This is a genomic window from Arthrobacter nitrophenolicus (assembly GCF_000332815.1).
GTDB lineage: Bacteria > Actinomycetota > Actinomycetes > Actinomycetales > Micrococcaceae > Arthrobacter > Arthrobacter nitrophenolicus.
Genome location: NZ_AOFD01000013.1, coordinates 35,097 through 58,949, shown reverse-complemented (window position 1 = coordinate 58,949; position 23,853 = coordinate 35,097). Strand labels below are relative to the sequence as shown.

At 68.1% G+C, this 23,853-nt stretch carries 17 protein-coding genes, 2 tRNA genes and 3 pseudogenes; 14 read left to right on the top strand and 8 right to left on the bottom strand.

Annotated elements, in window-relative coordinates; translation table 11 throughout:
* Window positions 1–54: 54 nt before the first annotated feature.
* The 3 genes and pseudogenes from G205_RS06750 to G205_RS06740 form a co-directional block, all read right to left on the bottom strand.
* Window positions 55–143: transfer RNA gene (locus G205_RS06750), tRNA-Ser, on the bottom strand.
* 103 nt (window positions 144–246) lie between these two features.
* Window positions 247–777 (bottom strand): GNAT family N-acetyltransferase, encoded by a 531-nt coding sequence (locus G205_RS06745; RefSeq protein WP_152419542.1) that lies wholly within the window; start codon window positions 775–777, stop codon window positions 247–249.
* A pseudogene (locus G205_RS06740) lies at window positions 774–3,031 on the bottom strand (prolyl oligopeptidase family serine peptidase). The gene G205_RS06745 and the pseudogene G205_RS06740 overlap by 4 nt, the downstream one beginning before the upstream one ends.
* Window positions 3,032–3,099: 68 nt before the next feature.
* On the opposite strand from G205_RS06740, the gene G205_RS06735 reads away from it, so the two are divergent.
* From G205_RS06735 to G205_RS06715, 5 genes are all read left to right on the top strand, one after another.
* On the top strand, window positions 3,100–5,040 hold the full coding sequence (locus tag G205_RS06735) for an FAD/NAD(P)-binding protein (protein ID WP_009357313.1): 1,941 nt from the start codon (window positions 3,100–3,102) through the stop codon (window positions 5,038–5,040).
* A gap of 529 nt (window positions 5,041–5,569) precedes the next feature.
* Window positions 5,570–6,649, top strand: coding sequence for an ABC transporter substrate-binding protein (locus G205_RS06730; RefSeq protein ID WP_052014059.1), 1,080 nt, complete (start codon window positions 5,570–5,572; stop codon window positions 6,647–6,649).
* A gap of 3 nt (window positions 6,650–6,652) precedes the next feature.
* The gene (locus G205_RS06725; protein ID WP_009357311.1) at window positions 6,653–7,531 is read left to right on the top strand and encodes an ABC transporter ATP-binding protein; all 879 of its coding nucleotides are present in this window, start codon (window positions 6,653–6,655) and stop codon (window positions 7,529–7,531) included.
* Complete coding sequence (locus G205_RS06720) at window positions 7,531–8,445, top strand: ABC transporter permease (RefSeq protein WP_009357310.1); 915 nt, start codon at window positions 7,531–7,533, stop codon at window positions 8,443–8,445. The genes G205_RS06725 and G205_RS06720 overlap by 1 nt, the downstream gene beginning before the upstream one ends.
* 45 nt (window positions 8,446–8,490) lie before the next feature.
* The gene (locus G205_RS06715; protein WP_009357309.1) at window positions 8,491–9,414 is read left to right on the top strand and encodes a TauD/TfdA dioxygenase family protein; all 924 of its coding nucleotides are present in this window, start codon (window positions 8,491–8,493) and stop codon (window positions 9,412–9,414) included.
* A gap of 78 nt (window positions 9,415–9,492) precedes the next feature.
* On the opposite strand, the gene G205_RS24190 is transcribed toward G205_RS06715, so the two are convergent.
* The 5 genes and pseudogenes from G205_RS24190 to G205_RS06705 all read right to left on the bottom strand — a co-directional run bounded on the left by G205_RS24190 (window position 9,493) and on the right by G205_RS06705 (window position 14,583).
* The gene (locus G205_RS24190; protein WP_476855428.1) at window positions 9,493–9,621 is read right to left on the bottom strand and encodes a hypothetical protein; all 129 of its coding nucleotides are present in this window, start codon (window positions 9,619–9,621) and stop codon (window positions 9,493–9,495) included.
* Complete coding sequence (locus G205_RS06710; RefSeq protein WP_476855427.1) at window positions 9,611–12,967, bottom strand: ExeM/NucH family extracellular endonuclease; 3,357 nt, start codon at window positions 12,965–12,967, stop codon at window positions 9,611–9,613. The genes G205_RS24190 and G205_RS06710 overlap by 11 nt, the downstream gene beginning before the upstream one ends.
* Complete coding sequence (locus G205_RS24185; protein WP_476855429.1) at window positions 12,877–13,740, bottom strand: hypothetical protein; 864 nt, start codon at window positions 13,738–13,740, stop codon at window positions 12,877–12,879. Before G205_RS24185 ends, G205_RS06710 begins: the two co-directional genes overlap by 91 nt.
* A gap of 28 nt (window positions 13,741–13,768) precedes the next feature.
* Window positions 13,769–14,041, bottom strand: a pseudogene (locus tag G205_RS24180) (lamin tail domain-containing protein); the annotation flags it as partial.
* 454 nt (window positions 14,042–14,495) lie between these two features.
* Window positions 14,496–14,583: transfer RNA gene (locus G205_RS06705), tRNA-Ser, on the bottom strand.
* 107 nt (window positions 14,584–14,690) lie between these two features.
* Here G205_RS06705 and G205_RS06700 point away from each other — a divergent pair.
* From G205_RS06700 to G205_RS06665, 9 genes and pseudogenes are all read left to right on the top strand, one after another.
* On the top strand, window positions 14,691–15,674 hold the full coding sequence (locus G205_RS06700; protein ID WP_009357308.1) for an NAD(P)H-quinone oxidoreductase: 984 nt from the start codon (window positions 14,691–14,693) through the stop codon (window positions 15,672–15,674).
* A gap of 114 nt (window positions 15,675–15,788) precedes the next feature.
* On the top strand, window positions 15,789–16,388 hold the full coding sequence (locus G205_RS06695; RefSeq protein ID WP_009357307.1) for a PadR family transcriptional regulator: 600 nt from the start codon (window positions 15,789–15,791) through the stop codon (window positions 16,386–16,388).
* Window positions 16,385–17,122 carry an ABC transporter ATP-binding protein gene (locus G205_RS06690; protein ID WP_009357306.1) on the top strand — a complete coding sequence of 246 codons (738 nt, stop codon included), beginning with the start codon at window positions 16,385–16,387 and terminating at the stop codon, window positions 17,120–17,122. Before G205_RS06695 ends, G205_RS06690 begins: the two co-directional genes overlap by 4 nt.
* Window positions 17,122–17,397 (top strand): hypothetical protein, encoded by a 276-nt coding sequence (locus G205_RS22585; RefSeq protein ID WP_235046809.1) that lies wholly within the window; start codon window positions 17,122–17,124, stop codon window positions 17,395–17,397. The genes G205_RS06690 and G205_RS22585 overlap by 1 nt, the downstream gene beginning before the upstream one ends.
* 11 nt (window positions 17,398–17,408) lie before the next feature.
* Window positions 17,409–19,976: an ABC transporter permease family protein gene (locus tag G205_RS06685; protein ID WP_235046808.1), complete on the top strand. Its 2,568-nt coding sequence runs from the start codon at window positions 17,409–17,411 to the stop codon at window positions 19,974–19,976.
* Between the two features lie 156 nt (window positions 19,977–20,132).
* Window positions 20,133–22,431, top strand: a pseudogene (locus tag G205_RS06680) (carbon starvation CstA family protein).
* Window positions 22,431–22,634: a YbdD/YjiX family protein gene (locus G205_RS06675; RefSeq protein ID WP_009357305.1), complete on the top strand. Its 204-nt coding sequence runs from the start codon at window positions 22,431–22,433 to the stop codon at window positions 22,632–22,634. Before G205_RS06680 ends, G205_RS06675 begins: the two are co-directional and overlap by 1 nt.
* Before the next feature lie 79 nt (window positions 22,635–22,713).
* Window positions 22,714–23,343, top strand: a complete 630-nt coding sequence (locus tag G205_RS06670) for a bacterial proteasome activator family protein (protein ID WP_009357304.1) — start codon at window positions 22,714–22,716, stop codon at window positions 23,341–23,343.
* 7 nt (window positions 23,344–23,350) lie between these two features.
* Window positions 23,351–23,800: a hypothetical protein gene (locus tag G205_RS06665; protein ID WP_009357303.1), complete on the top strand. Its 450-nt coding sequence runs from the start codon at window positions 23,351–23,353 to the stop codon at window positions 23,798–23,800.
* Window positions 23,801–23,853: the final 53 nt, after the last annotated feature.

The following is a 23,853-nucleotide window of genomic DNA, read 5'->3' as shown; positions in this document are numbered from 1 at the left end:
CCGGAAAAGTCCCGGGAACGCAAAAGGCCCCGGTCCTCAGACCGGGGCCAAACGCGGAGACGGGGGGATTTGAACCCCCGGTCGAGTTTAACCCCGACCCTTCATTAGCAGTGAAGTCCATTCGGCCGCTCTGGCACGTCTCCAATTGCTATTCCTAGCCCACCAAGGATACGCAGATCCGGGCACCCAGTGCAAAACGCCGGCGTGAGCCTTGTACAGCGCAGCAGGCACGGCGCACCAGGGAACTCAGGCGGCGCGCTGTGCGGGGCGCACCATCCGGATCTCGCGGAGGCTCTCCCATTCGGCCAGGACGTCCTCGGCGCCGTCAGGTTCAAAGCCGAACCGGCGGTAGAAACCGATGGCACGGCTGTTGTCGGCCGCTACCCACAGGCTCGCCGCTTCATTCCCAAGCGCCGCTTCCAGCAGCCGCCGCCCCAGGCCCAGCCCCTGGTGCGAGGCCAGCAGGTAGAGTCCCCACAGCTGGAAGTCTCCGGAGACCGGCGGCGGATGCCCTTCCGGGGCGCCGGGGGCAGGATCCCGCCGCACGCCCGCGAACCCAACCACTGTCCCGCCGTCGCAGGCCACCCATGCCTCGGCAGGCTCGGGACGGTCCAGCAGCATCCGCCACAAGTCCACCCGGCTGGCAGGGTCGACGCCGGACAGGAAGGCGTCGGAGAGCATGCCGCGGTACGTTTCCCGCCAGCAGCGGATATGCACCTCAGCCAGTGCCTCCACGTCAGCCGCGACTGCCCGCCGCACCGACAACCCTGGCGTCACGACAATCCGCCCGCCAGTGCCTTCCACAGGAAATGCTGGCTTCGGGCCTGCAGCGCGGCGGCCTGCCGGTTGTCGGACGCACCGGCGTGGCCGCCCTCCAGGGCTTCGTGGAACCAGACGTTCGGGATGCCCATGGCCAGCATGCGGGCTGCCATCTTCCGGGCCTGGACCGGTCCCACCCGATCATCGGAGGTGGCGGTCCAGATGAACGTTTCGGGGTACTCCACGCCGTCCCGGAGCAGGTGGTAGGGGGAGAAGGTCCTGATGTATTCCCACTGCTCCGGCACATCCGGGTCGCCGTACTCCGCGATCCAGGAGTGGCCGGCGGACAGCCTGGTGTAGCGCCGCATGTCCAGCAGGGGCACGCCGCAGGAGACGGCCCCGAACAGGTCCGGGTACCGCGTGAGCATGTTCCCCACCAGCAGCCCGCCGTTGGAGCCGCCCACGCACCCGAGCCGCTCGCGGGACGTGACGCCGCGGCTGATGAGGTCCCGGGCCACGGCCGCGAAGTCCTGGAACGCCTTGTGCCGGTTTTCCTTGAGTGCGGCCCGGTGCCAGGACGGACCGTATTCGCCGCCGCCGCGGATGTTGGCCACCACGTAGACCCCGCCGCGCGAATGTCCGTCGCTGCCGCCGGCGGGGCCCGCGGTCCTGCGCTCCAGCCACGCCCTGCCCACGGTGCCGCTGTACGCAGGCGTCCGGGAGATCTCGAACCCGCCATATCCGGACAGCTGGGTGGGGTTCTGGCCGTCCAGCGGCAGGTTCCGGGCGGACACCTGGAAATAGGGGACGCGTGTTCCATCCTCGGACACGGCGAAATGCTGCTGCACCTCGTATTCGCTGTCCGCAAAGAACGACGGCGACGTCTTCACCACGGCGTGCCGGCTCGCCACGCCTGGCTGCGCGCCGTCGTCGTGGTTGCGTTCCAGGGTTCCGCGCATCAGGGTGCTGGGGGTGGTGAATCCGGTGGCGACGAGCCAGAAGTCGTCGCCCGCACCGCCGTCGGCCGCGGTTTCGTCCTCGTCGTCCACGGCGTAGGCGTTGACGTCGTGCAGGGGCGGGCAGGCGTCCAGGGGCGTGGACGCCCAGGCGCCTTCAGCGCTGTCTGCGCCTGCCACGGGGCGGGACGGGTCGAGGACCCGGATTTCGGACGAGACGTCCCGAAGGAGGTTCAGCAGCAGGAAGTTGCGCGTCCAGCTCCAGGACTGCAGGGAAGTGCGGGCATCCGGGGTGAACAGGACGGACAGGCTGCGGCCGCCGGCCAGGTAGTCCTCGAACCCGGCGGCGAGCAGCGAGCCGGCCGGGTACGTGGTGCCGTCCAGGACCCAGTCCTGCTGCGGGCGGAACAGCAGCCACTCGCGGTGCGCGCTGACGTTGACGTCGGTGGGGACGTCGATCGCCACCCACTCCCCGCCGCGGAGCACCAGGTTGGTGCGGTTGAAAAAGTCGATGTAGTCCACGGCGAAGGTGCGTTCGAAGCCGGGCGTGGAGTCGTGGGCCACCACTGCCATCATGTGGTCTTCGGGGACCTCAAAGAGCCGGGGAGCGGACGCGAGGCTGGTGCCGCGCGTGAGGGTGACCGCCGTCCGGGCGTAGGAGGACGCCGTCCTGGGCAGTCCGTCAGCGGTGGAGGAAACGAGCAGAGTGTCGGCATCCAGCCATGACACGTTGCCCTTCGCGGTGGGCAGGTCGAAGCCGCCCGCGGCGGGGTCCACGAAGGACCGGGTTTCGACGTCGAATTCGCGGTAGCGGTTGGCGTCGCCGCCGTCGGGGGAGAGCGCCAGGAGGGCCAGGCGGTAGGGGGCGCCGGGTGCCGGCCGGAAGAACGTGGCGCCGTGGAACACCCACTCCTCACCCTCGGTGGCGGACAGCGCGTCCACATCCAGCAGGACGTCCCACTCGGGGGAGTCGGTGCAGTAGCTCTCCCACGTGGTGCGGCGCCACAGGCCCTTGGGGTTCTGCTGGTCCTTCCAGAAGTTGTAGTACCAGTCGCCGCGCTTGCCCACCATGGCGATGCGGTCCGTGGAGTCCAGGACCTCCAGGATGCTGCCTCAAGCGCCGCATAGTCCGCATCCTCCAGCAGATCCTCCGTGCGGGAGTTCTGCTCCTTGACCCAGGCAAGCTGCTCTTCGCCGTAGATATCCTCAAGCCACACGTTTTCGTCGGTGGGCTCGGGTGCGGTGCCCGCAGGCGCGCCCCCCGGGCCGGCCTCGGAACCCGGAACGGACGCGGAATCAGCTTCAGTGGTGGTCATCCGCCCATCCAAACAACATCGGTGCCCGCGGGCAAGGCGTTCAGCTGGCAGCGGATAGTCTGGATGCCGTGGAAAATACGCAGAGCATCCGGGCCGCCATCATTGGTGCCGGCCCCCGCGGCACCAGCGTGCTGGAACGCCTGCTCGCGCGCTCCGCCGCCCACCGCGCCGGCTCAGCCGGGGCTCTCAAGGTCCATATCGACGTCGTCGATCCCTACCCGGCCGGGCCGGGGCACGTCTGGCAGCCGCAGCAGTCGCGGCTGTTCCTGATGAACACGCAGTCCTTCTACCCCACCCTCATCCCGGAGGACCCGTCGCTTCCGGCGCCGCTGACGGGAACCTCCTTCGACAAGTGGCGGGAGCGGCAGCAGCGCGACCCGCTGCCGTCCCTGACTGCGGACGAGCGCGCGGAACTCGCGGTGCTGGAATCCAACGACTTTCCCAGCCGCGCCCTGTACGGCAGGTACCTGCGCTCCACCCTGGAAGACCTGCTGGACAAGGCGCCCGACGGCGTCACCGTACAGTTCCACGAAACGTCCGCCGTGTCGGTGCGCCCCGCAGGGGACGGAACGTTCGACGTCGGCCTGGCCGCCGGGGAGACGCTCCGCACCGGATCGGTGGTGCTGGCGCTGGGCCACATCCCGTCCAGGCTCAACCCCGAACAGCGCGAGCTGCAGGCCGCGGCGGAGCACTTGGGGCTGCAGTACTTTCCCCCGGCGGCACCTGCCGATGTGGACTGGTCCCGGATCCCTGCCGGTGAACCCGTCCTGGTCCGCGGCATGGGGCTGAACTTTTTCGACACCATGGTGCAGCTCACCGAGGGCCGCGGCGGAAAGTTCGTCACCGGCGGCGGACGGCTGGAGTATGAACCGTCCGGCCAGGAGCCGCTGATCATCGCGGCCTCCCGGCGCGGAACCCCCTACCGGGCCAAGGCGGCGCTGGACGGCTACTACCCGGCGTCGGTCACCCTCCGCTACCTCACCGAGGCGGCGCTGGAGCGGTTCCGCAGGGCCGGCATCCGGCCCGGGTTCGACCACGACCTGTGGCCGCTGCTGCACCGCGACACCCTGTGGGCCTACTACTCCACGCTGGTCCGCGCGCAGCCCGCCGCCGTCCCGGACAGGGCTGCCTTCCTCGCCGCCCTCGAGGAGGCGCTGCACCCGCACGCCCATTCGGCGGCCAACTGGGAGGACAGCGTGGAGAGCGTGCTGGCTGTCCATGTGGGACCGCGGCACCGGCTGGACCTTCCCGCGCTCGCGGCACCACTGGCAGGCAGGACGTTTGGTTCCCGGACGGAACTCGACGCCGCAGTGGTGGAGTACCTGCTGGACGATGCCCGCCGTTCAGCCCTGGGCGAGGACGACCCCGTCAAGATGGCCATCGGCGCCCTGCACCACGGGCGCGCTGTCCTCAAGACCGCAGTGGCCGACGGCGGCATCACCGACGCGTCCTGGGTGGCCGGACTGCGTGGCTGGTTCGAGTCCTTCGTGGAGGGCCTGGCCAGTGGGCCGCCGGCCCTGCGCTCGGAGCAGTTGGCCGCACTGGCCCGGGCGGGGGTGGTCAGCTTTGTGGGCCCGGACCCGAAGTTCGGAGTTGACCGCCGGACCCGGCTGTTCACCGCGTCCTCGCCGTGGGTGGAAGGTCCGCCCGCTGCCGCGCGCACCATGGTCGAAGCCCTGGCACCAGGCAACCGGGTCTCGGCCAACGATTCACCGCTCCTCGGGCAGTTGCTTGCGGACGGCGCGGTCCGGCCACGCCTGATGATGACCGCCGAGGGTGCGCCCGTCCAGTCCACCGGCCTGGACGTGGTGCCCCACCCGTACCGGCCCGTGGCGGCAAACGGCGCCGTCACCGAGGGCATGTACGTCCTGGGCCTCCAGCTCTCCTCCAACCAGTGGGGGACGGCCATTGCTGCCGAGGCCGTCCACCCCGGATACCCGGCGTACCGGAGCGGCCAGCGGACCCTCCGCGACGCCGACGAAATAGCGGCCGCCATCCTCGCTGGTTAGTTTCCGGTGCGGAAACTCCTTATCGACGCGCATATTCCCTGACGCCGCGATATTTGGTCCGCGTCCAGCAATCCGCGCGTCGAAATCCAGTAGCGCAAACGGTGGGCGTGGTGGATGTGCCCCGTAACAAGGCCCCGGTCCAGGGAGAAATATTTGCCGCTTGTTTTCGTGCCCAGGGGCTCCCGGCCGGGACATGACTTGACGGCGTAGCCCGAAGGAACCTGGAAACGGGAGGTTTGGGCGCAGAAATCGGCTCCCGGAACCAGCCGAACACTTCGCCATACTGCTCCCGGTGACCAACGGTGACGGCTACACCGTGATGTCGGGCAGGAACGTGACGTCGGGCGTCGGTATCGGTCGCCCGGCGACGCCGGCAGACCCTGCATGACTCCGGAAAACCTGAAATTTCCTGCCGTTTCTCGCCGTTTCCCGCCGTGAAGATGCCCCTTCTGCTTCGGATTCCGCTCTGTTCTAGTGGTTGCCACGAGCCAGCCGGCCCGGACCCAACTGATTGCAGAAAGACCCTCCGATGAGAAACCGACTCCTGCCCGCAAGAAGAATCACCGCCGCAGGCAAGGCAGCCGCAGTGGCCGCCGCTGCGGCACTCGCGCTGGTGCTGTCCGGGTGCGGCGGCAGCGCCACCGCCGAATCGGCGGGAGGCGGCGGCACCGAAGTGAAAACCGTCAGGTACCAGGGCTCACCCAACACTGTCTCCCTGCTGGAGGTGGCCGAGGACCTGGGGTACCTCGGCGACGTCAAGCTGGAGTGGGTCAGCAACACCACCAGCGGTCCGCAGAGCATCCAGTCCGTTGCCACGGACCAGACGGACATCGGCGGCGCCTTCACCGGAGCGGTCATCAAACTGATCGAAGCGGGCGCCCCCGTCCAGGCCGTCATCAACTACTACGGCGAGGACAAGGACACGTTCACCGGCTACTACGTGGAGGAGGGCAGCCCCATCACCAGTGCCCGGGACCTGATCGGCAAGAAGATCGCGGTGAACACCCTGGGCGCCCACCATGAGGCAGTCATCACCACGCACCTGAAGAACAGCGGGCTGACGCCCGAAGAAATCAAGCAGGTCCAGCTGGTGGTGGTGCCGCCCAACGAGACCGAGGTGGCCCTGCGCAAGAAGCAGGTGGACGTGGGCACCCTGGGCGGCGTGCTCCAGGACCGCGCGCTCGCCGAGGGCGGCATCCGGGCCCTGTTTACCGACGTCGGGGTCATCGGGGGACCGTTCGACGCCGGCCAGTACGTCCTGCGCAAGGACTTCCTGGCGAAGAACCCGGAAACCAGCCGCACCCTGGTGACCGGCGTGGCCAAGGCCATCGAGTGGGAACGCACCACACCCCGTGAAGAGGTGATTGCCAAGTTCGAGGAAATCATCGCAAAGCGCGGGCGGAACGAAAGCACCGAGGCGCTCAAGTACTGGAAGAGCGTGGGCGTGGCCTCACCCGGCGGGCGCATCTCGGATAACGACTTCACCCGCTGGTCCGACTACCTGAAGTCCGCCGGCATCATCAACGGCGATCTGGACACGGCAAAGCTCTACACCAACGAATTCAACCAGCTGGACACAACCACTCCGGCCGCAGAGTCCAAGGGATAACCGATGACCGCCAAAATCAGCCTTCAGCACGTCACCAAGGAATTTCCCGTCCGGCAGGGAAGGAATAGCCGCAGCCAGCCGGAGGCCGCCGTCCTGACCGCCCTGGATGCCCTCAGCCTTGACGTGGCAGCCGGTGAATTCCTCACCCTGGTGGGGCCCAGCGGTTCCGGCAAGACCACCCTCCTGGACCTGCTGGCCGGCCTGTCCCGCCCCACGTCCGGAAAGGTCCTGGTGGACGGGAAGGAAGTCAGCGGGCCGGGCCAGGACCGGGCCGTCGTGTTCCAGCAGTACGCCCTCTTTCCCTGGCGGACAGCGTCAGCGAACGTCTCGATCGGCCTTGAAAACCGCGGGCTGTCGCGGAAGGACCGGGCGGCGACCGCCAGCAAGTACCTGGACCTGGTGGGCCTGGCCGGGTTCGAGGACCGGTATCCGCATGAACTGTCCGGCGGTATGAAGCAGCGCGTGGCCATCGCCAGGAGCCTCGCCTATGAGCCGGATGTCCTCCTGATGGACGAGCCGTTCGCGGCGCTGGACGCCCAGACCCGCGAGCAGCTCCAGGACGAACTCCTGCGGATCTGGCAGGCGACGGGAAAAACCATCGTCTTCATCACCCACGGGATTGACGAGGCGGTGTACCTCGGCCAGCGGGTGGCGGTGCTGAGCGCCAGGCCCGGCAGGCTCAAGGAGATCGTGGACATCAACATTCCGGACCGCGGCGGCGAGGCGGACATCCGCTCCCATCCCGCGTTCGTGGAGCACCGCCACCAGGTCTGGTCCCTGCTGCATGACGAAGTCCGGGTGGCCCGGGACTCGGGCCACCGCAAGATCCTCCCGGACGGCACAGCCCCGGATGAACACCCCCACGAAAGGAACGCCGCCTGATGAGCACCGTCCTGAGCCGGCCCCCGCAGGGGAGCGCCGCCGTCGAACCCGCACCGCATCCCGCCGGACCACCGGCGGCACACCCGGGTCCCGCCCGGAGGGAACGCCCGACGCCGGCAGGAAGGCTGGGTGCCGCAGCGAACGCCGCCGCGCGCGCGGCCTGGAAGTCGCTGGCAGTCCTGCTGTTCCTGGCGCTGTGGGAGTTTGGTCCGCAGTACTTTGCCGGCCCATCCACCCGGGTGTTCCTCCCGCCGCTGCACGAAGTCCTCGCGGCGGGCGCCAGGCTGGTGGAAACCGGGCAGCTGCAGAACCACCTGCAAGCCAGCCTCACCCGGTCCGTTTCCGGGTTCGGGATCGCGGTGGTCATCGCCGTTGCCCTGGGCCTCCTGATCGCCTGGTACGGGTGGCTGAACTCGTTCCTGAACCCGCTCCTGGAACTCTTCCGCAACACTGCAACCCTCGCCCTGCTGCCGGTCTTCACGCTCCTGCTGGGCATCGGGGAGGAATCCAAGATCACCATCGTGGCCTACGCCGCCTTCTTCCCGGTGCTGCTCAATACCATCGCCGGCGTCCGCACGGTGGACCCGCTGCTGGTCCGGGCGGCCAGGTCCCTGGGACTGAACAGCTTCCGGCTCTTCCAGAAAGTCATCCTTCCATCGGCGGTGCCCACCATCTTCACCGGGATCCGGATGGCCGGCACCTCCTCGATCCTGGTGCTGATCGCCGCGGAAATGGTGGGTGCCAAGGCCGGGCTCGGCTACCTGATCGTCAATTCCCAGATGAGCTTCCTCATTCCGGACATGTACGCAGGCATCCTCACCGTCTCCGTGCTGGGCCTCCTCGTCAACATCCTGCTGGTGGCACTGGAACGCCACTTCTCCCGCTGGCGCACCGCCGTCGGCGCCGGCAACTGACCCGCAATTCCACAACCCGGCAAGAACCCCGAAAGGACACCACCCATGACCACCATCACCGAAACGAAGCTCGAATTCACCAAGCTCGGCTCCCGCATTGGAGCTGAAATCCGCGGCCTGGACCTGGGCGCGGAGCTTAGCCCGGATACCATCGCCCAGATCCGCGAGGCCCTCAACGTCCACAAGGCCCTGGTCTTCCGCGAGGCGAACGTCCGCAGCGACGAGGACCAGGTCCGGTTCGCCGGCTACTTCGGCCCGCTTACCAAGGCGCACCCCACCGTTGCATCGGTGGATGGCAAACCCGCCGTCCTGCCGGTGGACAGCGAAAACGGCAGCGCCAACAACTGGCACACGGACGTCACGTTCGTGGTCAACCCGCCCCAGGCATCAACGCTGCGCAGCATCACGCTGCCGGCATACGGCGGTGAAACGCTCATCGCCTCCTCGGCCGGGGCCTACCGCGACCTGCCCGACGAGCTGCGGAACTTCGCCGACACCCTCTGGGCCATCCACACCAACGATTACGACTACTCCGTCCCGAAGAACCTGGAGCACGCCAACGCGGAGGAGCGGCGCAAGGAGTTCACCAGGATCCACTTCGAAACCGCCCATCCCGTGGTCCGCGTCCACCCGCTGACCGGGGAGCGCGGGCTCTTCATCGGCGGCTTCGCGCAGCGCCTGCGGATCGTGGGGCTGTCCAACACCGAGTCCAGGGACATCCTGCGCCTGCTGCAGGCCTACGTCACCCGGCCTGAAAATGTGGTCCGGGTGGACTGGGAACCGGACCAGCTTGTGCTTTTCGACAACCGGATCACCCAGCACTATGCCCCGGATAACTACGACGGCCAGCCGCGGAAGCTGAACCGGGTGACCATTGCGGGGGATGTCCCGGTGGGGGTGGACGGCCGCAGCAGCACCGCCATCAAGGGCGATTCCTCCACCTACTCGGAAACTGTGGTCCTCCACTAAATTCCCAGCGAAAAGCGCCCCACGTTCGGTGCCGGAAGTCCGGGACCAACGTGGGGCGCTTTCGTGTTCACCCAGGTATCAGCCGCGCAGGCACTGCTGGTACTGCAGCCAGGCGATGCCGTACCGGATCCAGCCCAGGATGTCGTACCACTGGGCGGGCTTGGCCGGGGCGGTGCACACCGGCGGGACAGGACCCTCAGCGGCCACCTGCACGCCAACCGTCACCACTGTGCCGGACTCGGCGGCGGTCAGCACCAGGGATCCGGTGCCGGCCGCCGCACCTGCCGGGACGGCCAGGTTTACGCTGGCGGACCCGGACGCGACCGGTACGGCGCCCAGCTCCGTCACCACACCGGCGGCATCGGTGAAAACGGCCGCCAGGGCGGTGTTGACCGGGCTGCCCAGCGACGTCAGGTCCAGCTTGGAGACGGTCAACGTGACGGCTTCGCCCGGCTTGACCTCTGCGGGAGTGCTGTTGGTGACGGCTGCGGAGCGGCGTGCGAAGTCCGGCGCAACCGGGCTGCTCTCCTGCAGGTAGCTGATCCACGCGTCCCGGTCCACCAGCGGAGTCCCGGGTGTTGGCGCCCTCGGTGAAGACCCGGAAGTTGTCCCCGCCGGTGGCCAGGAAGCTGAACGTGCCCACCCGGTAGGATTTCGCCGGATCCAGCAGTTCACCGTTGACCCGGACCGAGGTGATGCGGTCACCGGCAGCGCGGGCGGCGTCGTAGGTGTAGTTCACGTTCTTTGACAGGCCCAGCTGGATGTACGCCCGGCTGGGAACCGTGCCGTCCGGGTTGGTCTGCCACTGCTGCTCCAAGAGCGTCTTGAACTGGGCACCCGTGAGCGACGTGGTCCACAGGTTGTTCACGAACGGCAGCACCGCGTTCGCCTCGGCATACGTGATGGTGCCGTCCGGGGCGTAGTAGAGCTCGTTCCGCAGTCCGCCGGCGTTGACCACGCCGATTTCCGCGCCGCCCAGTTCGGCCGGCTGCAGCGAAGCAAGCAGCGAGTCGGCCACGAGGTTGCCGAGGGTGGACTCGCTGGAACGGTCGTCGCGCTTGGGTGCACCGGTGGCGTCGGTGGTGAATGCCGTGGTGATATCGGCCGTAACGGCACCGACCGGCTGGTTTCCGACGACGGCGGCCCCGGCGAGTGCCTTCTGGACGATGGCGTCGACGGCGGCGACCCGCGGGTAGGCGGCGATCAGGCCGGCGGCGGGATCGGTGGTGCACTTGACGTTGCTGCCCTTGGACGCCGTGACCTCTTTGGTGGCGGTGTCCACCGTCAGCTGGATGAGGCCCACGTTCTCGCCGTAGTTGCCGGTCTGCACAATGGGACGGGTCTTGCCGTCGGTGCCCGGAACAGGAGCGTCCCAGGCGTATTCCTTGTGCGTGTGGCCGGTGAAGATGGCGTCCACGTCGGCGGATGTTTCGGTGACCAGCCTGGCGAAGGGACCGCCCGCTGCCACTTCCTCCGCCAGGGTTGAGCCTTCCACCACGCCCGAGCCGGCGCCGTCGTGGTTTTCCACGATGATGACGTCGGCCAGGTTCCCTGCGGTGATCCTTGCGGCTGCCCGGTTGATGGCATCGACGGGGTCCCCGAACTCAAGGTCGGCGATGCCGGCCGGGGTCACCAGGGAGGGGACCTCCTGGGTGACCGTGCCGATGACCGCCACCTTGATGCCGTTCATGTCCAGCACGGTGAACTCGGGCAGCGCCGGCTCCGTGGTTCCCTTGCGGTAGACGTTCGCGCCAAGGTAGGGGAACTTCGCGTTGGCACCGCCGGCGATGACCCGGTCGCGCAGGTCCGCCCAGCCGCCGTCGAACTCGTGGTTGCCCACGGCCGATGCCTGCAGCTCCAGGGCGTTCAGCACGTCGATGGTGGGCTGGTCCTTGGCCACAGCGGACGCGAACAGCGACGCGCCGATGTTGTCGCCGGCGGAGAGGAATGCCGTGGCGCCGGGGGCGGCAGCGGCACGGAGCTTCTCGATGGTTCCGGCGAACTGGACGGTGTTGGCGTCGATCCTGCCATGGAAGTCGTTGATGCCCAGGAAGTTCAGGTCAACGGTGGCAGGAACGGAGCCAAGGTCCAGGCCCACCACCACGGGGTCGTGGTCGCTGGCACGGAACTGGTCCGGGGCGTAGTAGTTGGTGATGTTGTAGTTGTGGCGGCTGTATTCCAGGGCCACGGACTCCACCGAGTTGATGTTCCAGATGTCGGCGCCGGACACCACAGCATCGGCGGCGGGGGAAGCCAGGATGTGGTCCAGGGAGCCCACCATCCCGCCGAAGAGGTAGGAATGCTTGGCCGAGCCGTCGGCGTTCCGGGCCTTCTCGTCCTGGTTGACGTAGCCGGCGGACGTGAGGACGTTGAGCGGGTCTTCCTTGGCGTAGGCGTTGAAATCACCGATCAGGAACACCTTGTCCGTGCCCTTGCTGGCCTGCAGCGACGTGGCAAAATCCAGCAGCGACCTGGCCTGGGCAGTGCGCGCCAGGTTGGAGGCGCCCTGGCCCTGGTCCGTGTCCTCCGGTGTTGCTGCCGAACCCTTGGACTTGAAATGGTTGGCGATGGCGATGAACTCGGTGCCGGCGGCACCGCCGGCGGGCTTGAACATCTGCGCCAGCGGCTTGCGGGCAGAGGCGAAGGCAACGGTGTCATTGTGGATGATGGACTCGCCCACCGGCTCGGCCGCGGCCTTCTTGAAGATGAAGGCGGTGCGGATCATGTCCTCGTCACTCAGCGGCGGGGCGTTGGCCGGCGAACGGACGTAGTCCCAGACTCCGGGTGTGGCGACGTTCAGCGCGTCCACCAGCCGGGCCAGGGCGTCGTCGCGGTTCTTGCCGAACTGCGCGGAGTTCTCGATCTCCATCAGGGTGACCACGTCGGCGCCGGCCTTGGTGATGGCGGACACGAGCTTGTCCTGCTGCCGCTGGAAGTTCGCCGCATTGGCTGCGCCGCGGGCGTTGCAGCCGCCCCGGACGGTGACGGGGTTCCCGTCCCGGTCCGTGTAGTAGGTGCAGCCGGTGAGCTGGTCACCCGTGGTGGGGAAGTAGTTGAGGACATTGAACGAGGCAATCTTCAGGTTGCCGCCCACCGGCCGGGGCGCCTCCGTGCGCGTGGCGCCGAACGTGGCCGGCTGGACCGTGGCCGCATTCGCGGGCGTCAGGTGGGTGAGCGGCTGGAATTTCCAGGCGTTGTTGGCGTAGCCCAGGACCACATTCGTGGTGAACGCCGCCGGCGAGCCCACCCGGACCGGATCCGTGCCTGTGAGGTACGGCAGGGGGAGGGCCTTGGTGGCGCTGCTGCCGAGGAAGTTGGTGGTTGCGCCGTCGTCGAGCTTGATGCCCCGTGCGGCGTTTTCCTGGACGACGGCGGCATGTTCGGCCGTGCCGTACGGAGCCACCGCGGTGGGCTGGACCAGGGGAGTGGTGCCGCCGGCCAGGCCGATCTCGCCGTACTGGTTCAGGCTGTAGTTGTCCGTGACAGTGAGCGGTCCCTGGGGTGCCAGGAGCATTCCTTCGAGCGACTCGCGGAAGGCCTCGTTGGCGGGCAAGGTGAAAGCGGTGGGCTTGACCTCCGGGGCGGCCTCGACCAGCTTGGTGAGCCCGGCGCTGCGCCGACGTTGAGCTGGGTCATCCCGTAGTACTCGGCCACGGTGCCTGTCAGGCGCACGAAGTCGCCCGGCTGCACGGAACCCGCGGTGGCAGGGGAATAGACGAAGATCCCGTCCGATGCGGCGTGGTTGGTGGCCGTGAGGTCCCCGCCGGTGCCGGCCGTCTGGATGTAGTAGCCGTTCAGGCCGCCGGTGGGGAACACAGCGGTGACCTTGCCCGTGGTGGTCACCGTGGCGCCCGCCAGCGGGCTCTCGGTACCCGTGCCCTGGATTTCGGCAATGGTGGCCAGGGCAGGGTTTGGCGTGGGCTCCGGGTCAGGTGCGGGATCCGGGTCCTGGGATGCGCCGCCAGAGGAGGTGGGCGTGATCGTGGCGCTGAGGGTGAAGTCCGCGGCGTTGCTGTTGCTGTCCGCTCCGGCTGTCCTGTTCAGGCTCTTGACGTCGGTGTTGCCCGAGGGGGCGGTGGCAGCCAGCGTTTCAAAGGTGTTGGACGTGCCGTAGCCAAGGAGATCGGCCACCCCGCCGGGCTCCACCTGGGACCCGGTGGAAAGCGCGACGGCGGTGGGCTGCTTTGCGAGCACCACCGTACCGGCGCTGCCGCTCGGGTTGAGGACGCCTGCCACCAGGTCCGGGGCGGGAAGGTCGGCGCCGTTGGAGCCGTTGCTGCCGCCCTGAACCAGGTAGTGCCCCTTGGCCGGGATGGACCCGGACAAGGCCGCCACGCCCGAAGGCGCAGCGGTTCCCGGTGGCAGAGCGGTACTGCAAAGACCAGCCGTCCAGCGGGACCGGGGCGTCCGATGTGTTGTAGAGCTCCACGAACTTGTTCTTATAAGCAGCGCCGCTGCTGCCGCCGCTGAGGTAGGCCTCGTTGATCACAACGGGTGAACTCCCAGCCGCGGCTGAGACCTCCGCGGCCGGATCATCTGCAACGGCGGGAAGGGCTGCCAGGGGAGCTGCGATGAGCCCAGCTGACAAGGCTGTTCCCAGCGCCAGTTTCCAAGGTGTCTGATGCATCCGCTCTTACTTTCATAAGGATGTCCCCGGTAGGACCCGATGGGAAGTGTCCGGGTTGTACCAACGGACAAGTGGCCCGGACCCTGCTCCTGGTCAAGTGGGTGTTCCGGCACATCACAGCAGCGCTGAATGAACGCAAAGTGGCTAGAGCGTGCATTCGGCGGGACGTCCCCCAGCGGAACGGACCGCCCACCGGCCTGGAGCCCCCGTAGCCTGGTTCCGGTGATGCTGCTGGTGGTTTATGGCCGGCCCGTACCCCCACATGTGCCGGCCATCACCAAAGAATACCGGCCGGTAGCTTTGCTGGAAGGGCGCGGCTGCGGATTTGTCCAAAGAATTTACATGCGCTCCACCAGACGCCGGGAAGCCGCAGGCGAAACCCGGCGTGCGGAGCTGCTGGGCAAAACGAAAGGCCCCTGCCGGCCAGCGGACTGGCGGACAGGGGCCCTCTTTGCGGAAGGTAAGAGATTCGAACTCTTGGTACGGGGTTACCGCACACTGGTTTTCAAGACCAGCTCCTTCGGCCGCTCGGACAACCTTCCTCAGCTAGTAGTGTTTCATAGGCGCTTGCCTGCAACAAAACAGAGCCCGGAAGGTGTCCGGTGCACACTGGTTGCAGCCAGTATTGAGTCAGAAACGGAAGTGGTCCATGAAAGCCGTCTATATTTCGGAGCCGGGCGGCCCGGAGGTCCTGGAGGTCCGCGAGGCCGATGCCCCGGTGCCCGGCCCCGGCGAGGTGCTCATCGACGTCGTTGCCGCCGGCCTGAACCGTGCCGACGTGCAGCAGCGGCGGGGTTTCTACCCGCCGCCCCCGGGCGCGTCCGAGATTCCCGGGCTTGAAGTGTCCGGCAGGATCGCCGGGTTCGGGCCGGGGGTCACCAAGGCTTTCTCCGTGGGTGACAAGGTGGTGGCGCTGCTCGCGGGAGGCGGCTACGCCCAGCAGGTGGCAGTGCGGGCCGAGCAGGTCCTGCGGGTGCCCGAAGGGGTGGACCTGGTGACGGCGGCCTCGCTGCCGGAGGTTTCGGCCACGGTCTACTCCAACCTGGTCATGACGGCCCAGCTGCAGCCGGGTGAGACGGTACTCATCCACGGTGCCACGGGCGGGATCGGCACCATGGCCATCCAGCTGGCAAAGGCCCTCGGTGCCCGGGTGGCCACGACGGCCGGCACGGACGAAAAGGTCAGCACCGCGAAGGCCTTCCTGGGCGCGGATATCGCCATCAACTACGCGGAGGAGGATTTCCCCGAAAGCCTGCGCCGGCAAAATGGCGGAAAAGGCGCGGATGTCATCCTCGACGTCGTTGGGGCCAAGTACCTGCCACAGAACGTGGACGCGCTGGCGGACTACGGGCGATTGGTGGTCATCGGGCTCCAGGGCGGCACCAAGGGCGAGCTCGACCTGGGCCAGCTGCTCAAGAAGCGCGCCGCCGTGGTGGCCACGGCCCTCCGGCCCCGCCCCGTGGAGGAGAAGGGCGCCATCATGAATGCGGTTCGGGACGCGGTGTGGCCGCTCATCAGCGACGGCAGGATCAGGCCGCTGGTGGCCAGGACGTTCCCGCTGGACCAGGTCCAGGCGGCCCACCGGTACTTCGACAGCGGCGACCATGTAGGCAAAGTCCTGCTGCTCATGTAGCCGGTAGATACTCAGTATTGTCTTAACCCGGGGCTGCGGCTAGGCTTTCGGTATACGCGGTATGCACGGGTCTTGGGGGGCCGTGCATGCCGCTGCTACCAGCGAAGGAGCAGCATGTCCATCCGTCACAGCCTCCTCGCCCTGCTGCAGGACCGGCCGCGCTACGGCTACCAGCTCAGGGTCGAGTTCGAGAACCGGACCGGGTCCACCTGGCCCCTCAATATCGGGCAGGTCTACACCACCCTGGACCGGCTGGAGCGGGACGGCCTGGTGGCGAAAGACGGCGACGACGGCGAGGGCCACGTGGTGTACAGCATCACCGCTGAGGGCGCGGCGGAGGTGCGGAGCTGGTTCGCCGCCCCCGTGGAGCGCACCAACCCGCCGCGGAACGAACTGGCCATCAAGCTGGCGCTTGCCGTAACGCTGCCGGGAGTGGACGTCCAGGCCATCATCCAGGCGCAGCGGGTGGCGTCCATCCGTGCCCTGCAGGATTACACCAAGGCCCGCCGGGACACGGCGTCCAACCAGCGCAGTGGCGACACCGCCTGGCTCCTGGTCCTCGATTCCCTCATCTTCCAGACGGAAGCGGAGGTCCGCTGGCTGGACCTCTGCGAGGCGAGGATGGTGCAGCTGGCCGCCGCCACTGCCGCGCGCAAGACGTCCAACGGGGTCACGGAAGACGCCGCCCCGCTCAACGCGGACAGCCGCCGGTGAGCGTCCGGGGGCCGCAGCAGGTCCTGGAGCTTGCCAAGGTCAGCAGAACCTTCGGGGAGGGCGCGACGGCGGTTGCCGCACTTCGGGACGTTGACCTCACCATCGGCGCGGGGGAGTTCGTTGCCGTTATGGGGCCGTCGGGGTCCGGAAAGTCATCGCTGCTTGCGCTGGCCGGGGGACTGGACCGGCCGACGTCGGGCGGCGTCTTTGTGGAATCAACCCCCCTTGCCGGGCTGGGGCTGAATGAACTGGCCCGGCTGCGGCGGCGGGCCGTGGGGTACGTCTTCCAGGACTTCAACCTCGTCCCCACCCTTACCGCGGCGGAAAATGTCGCCCTGCCGCTGGAGCTGGACGGCACCGCGACGAAGAAGGCCCGCCGGCAGGCGGCTGACGCCCTCCGCCAGGTGGGGATCCCTGAGCTGGCAGACCGGTTCATGGACCAGATGTCCGGCGGACAGCAGCAGCGGGTGGCCATTGCACGTGCGGTGGTGGGGCAACGGCGCCTGATCCTCGCTGACGAGCCAACCGGCGCCCTTGATTCGACCACTGGCCAGGGCGTCATGGAGGTGCTGCGCTCGCGGGCGGACGCGGGGGCGGCCGTCATGCTGGTCACCCACGAGGCCCGGCACGCGGCCTGGGCGGACCGGGTGGTGTTCCTCCGCGACGGGCGGATCGTTGACCAGGCCACCGCCATGCATGATCCCACCATGCTCCTGGCGCAGGCCGGCCTCTGATGCCGCTTGACCTTACTCCGGCCCCGGGTGGGCGCCGGAGCAGCTTCCGTGTTGCCCTGCGGATGGCCCGCCGGGACATCCGCCGCCACCGGCGCCGGTCGTTCCTGATCGTCCTGCTGATCATGCTGCCAGTGGCGGGGATGACCGGAGCGGCCACCCTGTACCAGAGCTCGCTGCGGACACCGGAGGAAATTGTCCGGTACGAGCTGGGCAACGCCCAGGCACGGTTCGTCGCCCTGCCGGTGGTGAACGGGAAGTCGCTCCAGGACCGCTGAATGACGCCGTTGTGGCCTCCAGCCCGGGAAACGTGGATCCCGAGTTCGTTGCGACGCCGCCTGAAGAAGTGCTTCCGGACGGCTACGAGGTGCTGCCGCTGCGCCAGTTACAGCTCACCACGCGCGTCGGGGAAGCGCTCGTGTCGCTGAACGGCGTGCAGGTGGACGCGCTGCACCCCGTCTTCGCCGGCAAGTTCACGCTGTTGGATGGCAGGGCTCCCGAATCGGGCAGGGAAGTCCTCGTGTCGCGGGGCATGCTGGAACGCTTCGGCCTGGACTTCGGCGAGGAATTTACGACGTCGGCAGGAACGTTCGTGCCGGTGGGTATCCTCCGTGACTCGAGCGCCTCCGACAACAACAGCGTCGTCTACCTTCAGCCTGGGCAGGTGCCTGCGACGGCCCTGGCAGCTGAACGTCCCCACTCGCTGTCCTACTACCTGGTGGGGCCGGAACCGATCGGCTGGGAGCAGGTCCGGGAAGCCAACAGCCGGGGCGTCGGGGTGCTTTCACGCAGCGTTGTGATGGACCCGCCGCCAATGGAGCAGCGGGTGGTCCCGGGGGCCCAGACCTGGGATACGTCCGCCGAGACCTGGACCCTCTACGGCACCTTCGGCCTCCTGGGAGCCCTGGCCCTGCTGGAAGTGGGCCTGCTCGCCGGTGCGGCCTTCGCCGTGGGCGCCAAAAGGCAGGTGCGGGAGCTGGCGCTCCTGGCTGCCTCCGGCGCGGAAGCTCCCACTGTACGTTCGGTGGTCACGGCGGGAGGCCTGTGGCTGGGTTCCATTGCCGTTGTGGCAGGAGCTGCCCTGGGCTTCGCTGGCGCGGCTGCGGCCGTGCTCTGGGTGCGGGCCGCAGGGTCGGCCCGGCTGGCAGGAGTGCACCCGGACCCGTTGCTGACGTCGGTTGCCATGGTGATGGGGCTTTGCGCGTGCATCCTTTCAGCATTGGCCCCGGCCAACTTGGTTGCCCGCCAGGCACTGCTGGGCGCCCTCAAGTCCGGCCGCGCTCCTGCCGGAAGCGGACGGCGGGCCAGCATCGTGGGCACCGTGCTTTTGGCTTCGGCGGCCGGGCTGCTGGCCGCCGGCTGGCTGCTGGGGCAGTCGGCGAAGGACCCTGACCGCCAGGCGGAGCAGCTGCCCCTGGTGGCGGGCCTGCTGATTACCGGGGCGGTGCTGGCTGTTGCGGGACTCGTGCTGCTGACCGGCTGGCTGGTGGGCGTGCTCACCTCGCGGACACACTGGCTTTCCCTGCCCCTGAGGATGGCTGCCCGCGACTCCGCCCGGAACCGGGGCCGGACCGTACCAGCGGTAGCTGCGGTGCTTGCTGCCGCCACGCTGGCAAGCGCCGGCCTGGTCCTGGCCGCCAGCCAGCAGGCGGCCATGCGGGAGAACCACTGGTGGAGCGCGCTGGAAAACCAGGTCCGCCTGCCCCTGGAGGTGGACGCCCCCTTCCTCGCCGGCGGCGGCCGCCAACCGTCGGTGGCGGTGAACCCGGCTGAACTTTCCTCCCGCGTGGGGCAGGCGGTGGACGCCGTTGCCTGGACGGCGACCATCACTTCGCCGGCATCCATTGACTGCGACTTTGGCCCGGGTGTGGATATGTCGGTTCCCGCCCGGACGGAGGATTCGAACTGCTTGATGTATTCCCTCGCGGTGCCGGAGGAGCACCGGTGTCCGAAGACGCCGCAGCGAAGGGTGGTGGACCCGAAGGACTGGCGCTGCCGGGGTTCGATGATCCGTGAATCCGTTTCGCCGCGCGGAATCGTGGTGGGAGGCGAAGAGGAGATCCGGTTGTTGCTGGGCACCGATGCCGACGCTGAAGCCCTCGAGGTACTGGACGCCGGCGGCATGGTGGTGACCAACCCGGTGTTCGTCCGGGACGGAAAAACCACGCTGCTGGGACAAGACGTCCGCACGCAGCTGCGGTCGCCGTCGGACGGTTCCATGGTCCACGAAACGGTCACCAGCACCGTCCTGCCCGCGGTTGCGGTCGAACCACTGGAAGCAGTGCCCTACTACGGCTTCATATCGCCGCGGACCGCGGAACGGCTGGACCTGCGTGCGGAACCGGCTGAACTCCTGGTCCAGCTGGACCGGCGTCCGACAGCGGCCGAGGCTGATGCAGCCGCGGCGGCAGTGGCGGGGGTCTATCAACAGCCCGGTGCCGGATTCTGGGTGGAACCGGGGATCTCCCGGGACAACCAGTGGATGTTCTGGCTGATCGTTGCGGCCAGCGCGCTCATCACACTGAGTGCCGCCGGCGTCACCACCGGCCTGGCACTGGCTGACGCACGGAATGACCACATGACACTGGCCGGCGTCGGAGCCTCGCCCCGTCTCCGCAAGGCGCTTGCGGCGGCGCAGGCACTGTTCACCTCCGGCCTCGGCGCCGCGCTCGGAACCATCGCCGGAGCCGTGCCTGCCGTCCTGATCGCAGCCTCGACGGAAATGCGGACAGCGGTGGAGGTCCCCTGGCTGCAGCTGCTGGCACTGATGCTCGCTGTTCCCACAATGGGATCGGCGCTGGCATGGGTGTTCACCCGGGCTGCCCTGCCGGCGTCACGGCGGGCGCTGGGGGCGTAGCAGCCAGTCGGGCGGCGGCAGCCGCACGTTCGGCGCCCCGGGGCTGCCGCTCACCGCACCGTCCTGCCCGCGCACGTGCAACCCATCCCCATCGCCGACCGGCATTGGTAAGGTGCCTTAGTAAGGGGAGGCTCGCACCCATCTCAAGGAGGAGACATGGCCGGAACGCCTGACGACCGGAACGGTTCAGCGCGGAAGGAAGGTGCGGTCACCACCGATGCCGCCCTTCCCCCCGCCGCCGTGGACGAGAACGTCCGCGAGGCGGAAGAACGGAAGTGGACGCCGCGCAAGATTGCGCTGTGGGCCGCGGTTGCCCTGCTGGGCGGCGTGGCCTGGTTCATGCTCGCCATCATCCGCGGGGAGACGGTCAACGCCATCTGGTTCGTGTTCGCTTCGGTATGCACGTACCTGATCGCCTACCGCTTCTACTCGAAGGTGATCGAACGCTACATCACCAGGCCGGATGACCGCAGGGCCACGCCCGCCGAGTACAAGGCGGACGGCAAGGACTACGTCCGGACGGACCGCAACGTCCTGTTCGGCCACCACTTCGCAGCAATCGCCGGCGCCGGCCCGCTGGTGGGTCCCGTACTGGCGGCCCAGATGGGCTACCTGCCCGGCACCATCTGGATCATCATTGGCGTCGTGCTGGCCGGCGCGGTCCAGGACTACCTGGTCATGTTCTTCTCGATGCGCCGCGGCGGACGTTCCCTTGGCCAGATGGCCCGCGAGGAGCTCGGCGTGGTCGGCGGCACTGCCGCCCTGATCGCCACGCTCCTGATCATGGTGATCATCGTCGCCATCCTGGCGCTCGTCGTCGTCAACGCCCTGGGTGAAAGCCCGTGGGGCGTCTTCTCCGTGGGCATGACCATTCCGATCGCCCTGTTCATGGGCGTTTACCTCCGCTACCTGCGGCCGGGAAAGATCATGGAAGTCTCCATCATCGGCTTCGTGCTGCTGATGGCCGCCATCATCGGCGGCGGCATCGTGGCCGAAACCTCCTGGGGAGCGGAGATCTTCACCCTGGACCGGGTGACCATCGCCTGGGGCATCATCATCTACGGTTTCATCGCCGCGATCCTGCCCGTGTGGCTGCTCCTGGCACCCCGCGACTACCTGTCGACCTTCATGAAGATCGGCGTGATCGTGATGCTGGCGGTGGCCATCATCGCGGTCCGGCCGGAAATCACCGTGCCGGCCTTCAGCGAGTTCGCCAGCCGGGACAACGGTCCCGTCTTCCCGGGGGCGCTCTTCCCGTTCCTGTTCGTCACCATCGCCTGCGGTGCGCTGTCCGGCTTCCATGCCTGATCTCCTCCGGCACCACCCCGAAGCTGGTGGAGAAGGAGCGGCAGACCCGCTTCATCGGGTACGGCGGCATGCTGATGGAGTCCTTCGTGGCCATCATGGCCCTGGTCGCCGCCATCTCCATCGACCGCGGCCTGTACTTCGCCATGAACTCCCCGGCGGCGCTGACCGGCGGGACGGTGGAAACCGCGGCCACATGGGTGAACAGTCTCGGCCTGACCGGCGTGAACATCAGCCCGGAGCTGCTGTCCCAGACAGCCGCCAACGTGGGTGAGGAAAGCATCGTCTCCCGCACCGGCGGCGCACCAACGCTGGCACTGGGCCTGGCGCACATCATGCAGCAGTTCATCGGCGGGACAGCATGATGGCGTTCTGGTACCACTTCGCCATCATGTTCGAGGCCCTGTTCATCCTCACGGCCGTGGACGCCGGCACCCGGGTTGCCCGGTTCATGCTCCAGGACTCCATCGGCAACTTCATCCCCAAGTTCAAGGAACACGCCTGGCGGCCCGGCGCCTGGCTCTGCACCGCCATCATGGTCGGCGCCTGGGGCGCGGTACTGCTGATGGGCGTCACGGACCCGCTGGGCGGCATCAACACGCTGTTCCCGCTGTTCGGCATCGCCAACCAATTGCTGGCGGCCATTGCCCTGTCCGTGTGCCTGGCCATCGCCGCCAAACGCGGCACGTTCAAGTGGTTGTGGATCGTTGCCCTGCCGCTGGCGTTCGCCGCGGTTGTCACCATCACCGCGAGCTACCAGAAGATCTTCTCGCCGACGCCGGCGGTGGGCTACTTCGCCAACAACGCCGCGTTCAGCAAGGCCCTTGCCGAAGGCAAGACCGAATTTGGGACGGCCAAGACCGCGGCGGCCATGGAGGCCGTGGTCCGCAACACCGCCATCCAGGGCTGGCTGTCGGTGATCTTCGTGGTCCTGAGCATCATCGTGATTGCCACCGCGGTGCTGGCCACCATCAGGGCATTCCGCAGCCACGCGGCCGGCACACCCGTCACGGACACCGAGGACCCCGCCCGGCCATCGCGGGTCTTCGCCCCCGCCGGGCTCATCCCCACACCCGCGGAACGCCAGCTGCTGGCCGAGTGGGAGAAGGTCCCGGCCGAACTCCGCTTCGAACGGGCAGGGCACCACTGATGAGCGCGGGACTTACGGCGCTGTCCACCGGATTCCAGGGGTTCGCCCGGTACCTGGGCGGCCTCCTGGGCGCCGATGCGTACACGAAATACCTGGAACACCACCGCGCCTCCGGGCACCAGGAACCGCCGCTTACCGAGCGGGAGTTCTGGCGCGACCGGACCGACCGGCAGGACGCAAACCCGCAGGGCAGGTGCTGCTGATTGAGCCTGCAGCGTACAAGCGTGTCAGGTGGGTTCATCGAGTGGACCCCGGGCGGATCGCTCGTGAGAGTATGAACGCATGAGCGATCCGAACGACACTCAGGCAGCTGAGGACCTCCCGGTAGAAGGCACACCCGTTGATGACAGCCAGGTGCCGGTAGCGGCTCAGCCGGTCCAACCGAATGGCACCAAAAAGGGCAGCAACCTGCAGGACCTGGTGGACGAGCCGGCCAAGGTGATGCGGATCGGCACCATGATCCGGCAGCTTCTCGAAGAGGTGAAGTCCGCCCCGCTCGATGACGCCGCACGCGGCCGGCTCGCCGAGATCCATGAGCGTTCCATCAAGGAACTCGAGGACGGCCTGGCTCCTGAACTCGTGGAGGAACTGGACCGGATCAGCCTTCCCTTTTCGGAGGAGGCGACCCCCTCCGACGCCGAGCTCCGGATCGCGCAGGCCCAGCTGGTGGGCTGGCTCGAAGGGCTGTTCCACGGCATCCAGACCGCCATCGCGGCGCAGCATGCTGCGCGCGAGCATGCTGCGGCCCAGATGCAGCTGCGCCAGCTTCCGCCGGGCACGATGATCGCGCCCGGCGTCGTGATCGGCGAAAACGGCGAGCCGCAGCGGGCCCCAGCCGGGCAGCGGCCCGGAGCCCCCGCCCAGCATGGCAAGCGCGACGACCCGGACCACGGTCCCGGACAGTACCTGTAGGTTGCGCTTGGGCTTTCTCAGCGCCGCCAGGCAGGGGCGCAAGGACGATGCGGAACTGGGGAAGGGGTTGTGGCGCCGCGCGCACGACCGCTTCCATCGGGGACTGGACCGCTTCCACCAAGTGCTGGAAGGCGTGGAGGACGACCAGCTGTACGGGGAGCTCGTGGAGATCGCCAACGAGCTCGCGGCCCTCCTGGAACGGGTGCGGGCCGTCTGCGTGGAAGCGCAGCGGCGCTCACCCAGCGAGGGGCTGGACATCCCCGTCGCCCTGTCCGGCGTGCACCGTGCCCTGTCCAAGGCTGGAAACTCGCTTGCCACCACTGCCGAGGCGGCCGCGATGCTGCGGCTCGCCGTCGGGCCTGTGCCCGTGGGGGCCGCGTCAGTGCGGCGCCGTGCCGAGGCCGTCTTCCAGCAGGTGGCCGACGCCGAGCAACACCTTCACGAGGCAGCCTCCTAGCTGCAGGGGCTGGGATATTCCTGGTTAAGCGCCTGGCTTACTCCGGCCCAAAA

Excerpts from the sequence above, each read along its gene's own strand:
- G205_RS06700 (WP_009357308.1), top strand. The coding sequence starts at position 14,691 with ATGAAAGCCGTCTATATTTCGGAGCCGGGCGGCCCGGAGGTCCTGGAG.
- G205_RS06725 (WP_009357311.1), top strand. The coding sequence starts at position 6,653 with ATGACCGCCAAAATCAGCCTTCAGCACGTCACCAAGGAATTTCCCGTC.
- G205_RS06720 (WP_009357310.1), top strand. The coding sequence starts at position 7,531 with ATGAGCACCGTCCTGAGCCGGCCCCCGCAGGGGAGCGCCGCCGTCGAA.
- G205_RS06675 (WP_009357305.1), top strand. The coding sequence starts at position 22,431 with ATGAGCGCGGGACTTACGGCGCTGTCCACCGGATTCCAGGGGTTCGCC.
- G205_RS06695 (WP_009357307.1), top strand. The coding sequence starts at position 15,789 with ATGTCCATCCGTCACAGCCTCCTCGCCCTGCTGCAGGACCGGCCGCGC.
- G205_RS06670 (WP_009357304.1), top strand. The coding sequence starts at position 22,714 with ATGAGCGATCCGAACGACACTCAGGCAGCTGAGGACCTCCCGGTAGAA.
- G205_RS22585 (WP_235046809.1), top strand. The coding sequence starts at position 17,122 with ATGCCGCTTGACCTTACTCCGGCCCCGGGTGGGCGCCGGAGCAGCTTC.
- G205_RS06730 (WP_052014059.1), top strand. The coding sequence starts at position 5,570 with ATGAGAAACCGACTCCTGCCCGCAAGAAGAATCACCGCCGCAGGCAAG.
- G205_RS06715 (WP_009357309.1), top strand. The coding sequence starts at position 8,491 with ATGACCACCATCACCGAAACGAAGCTCGAATTCACCAAGCTCGGCTCC.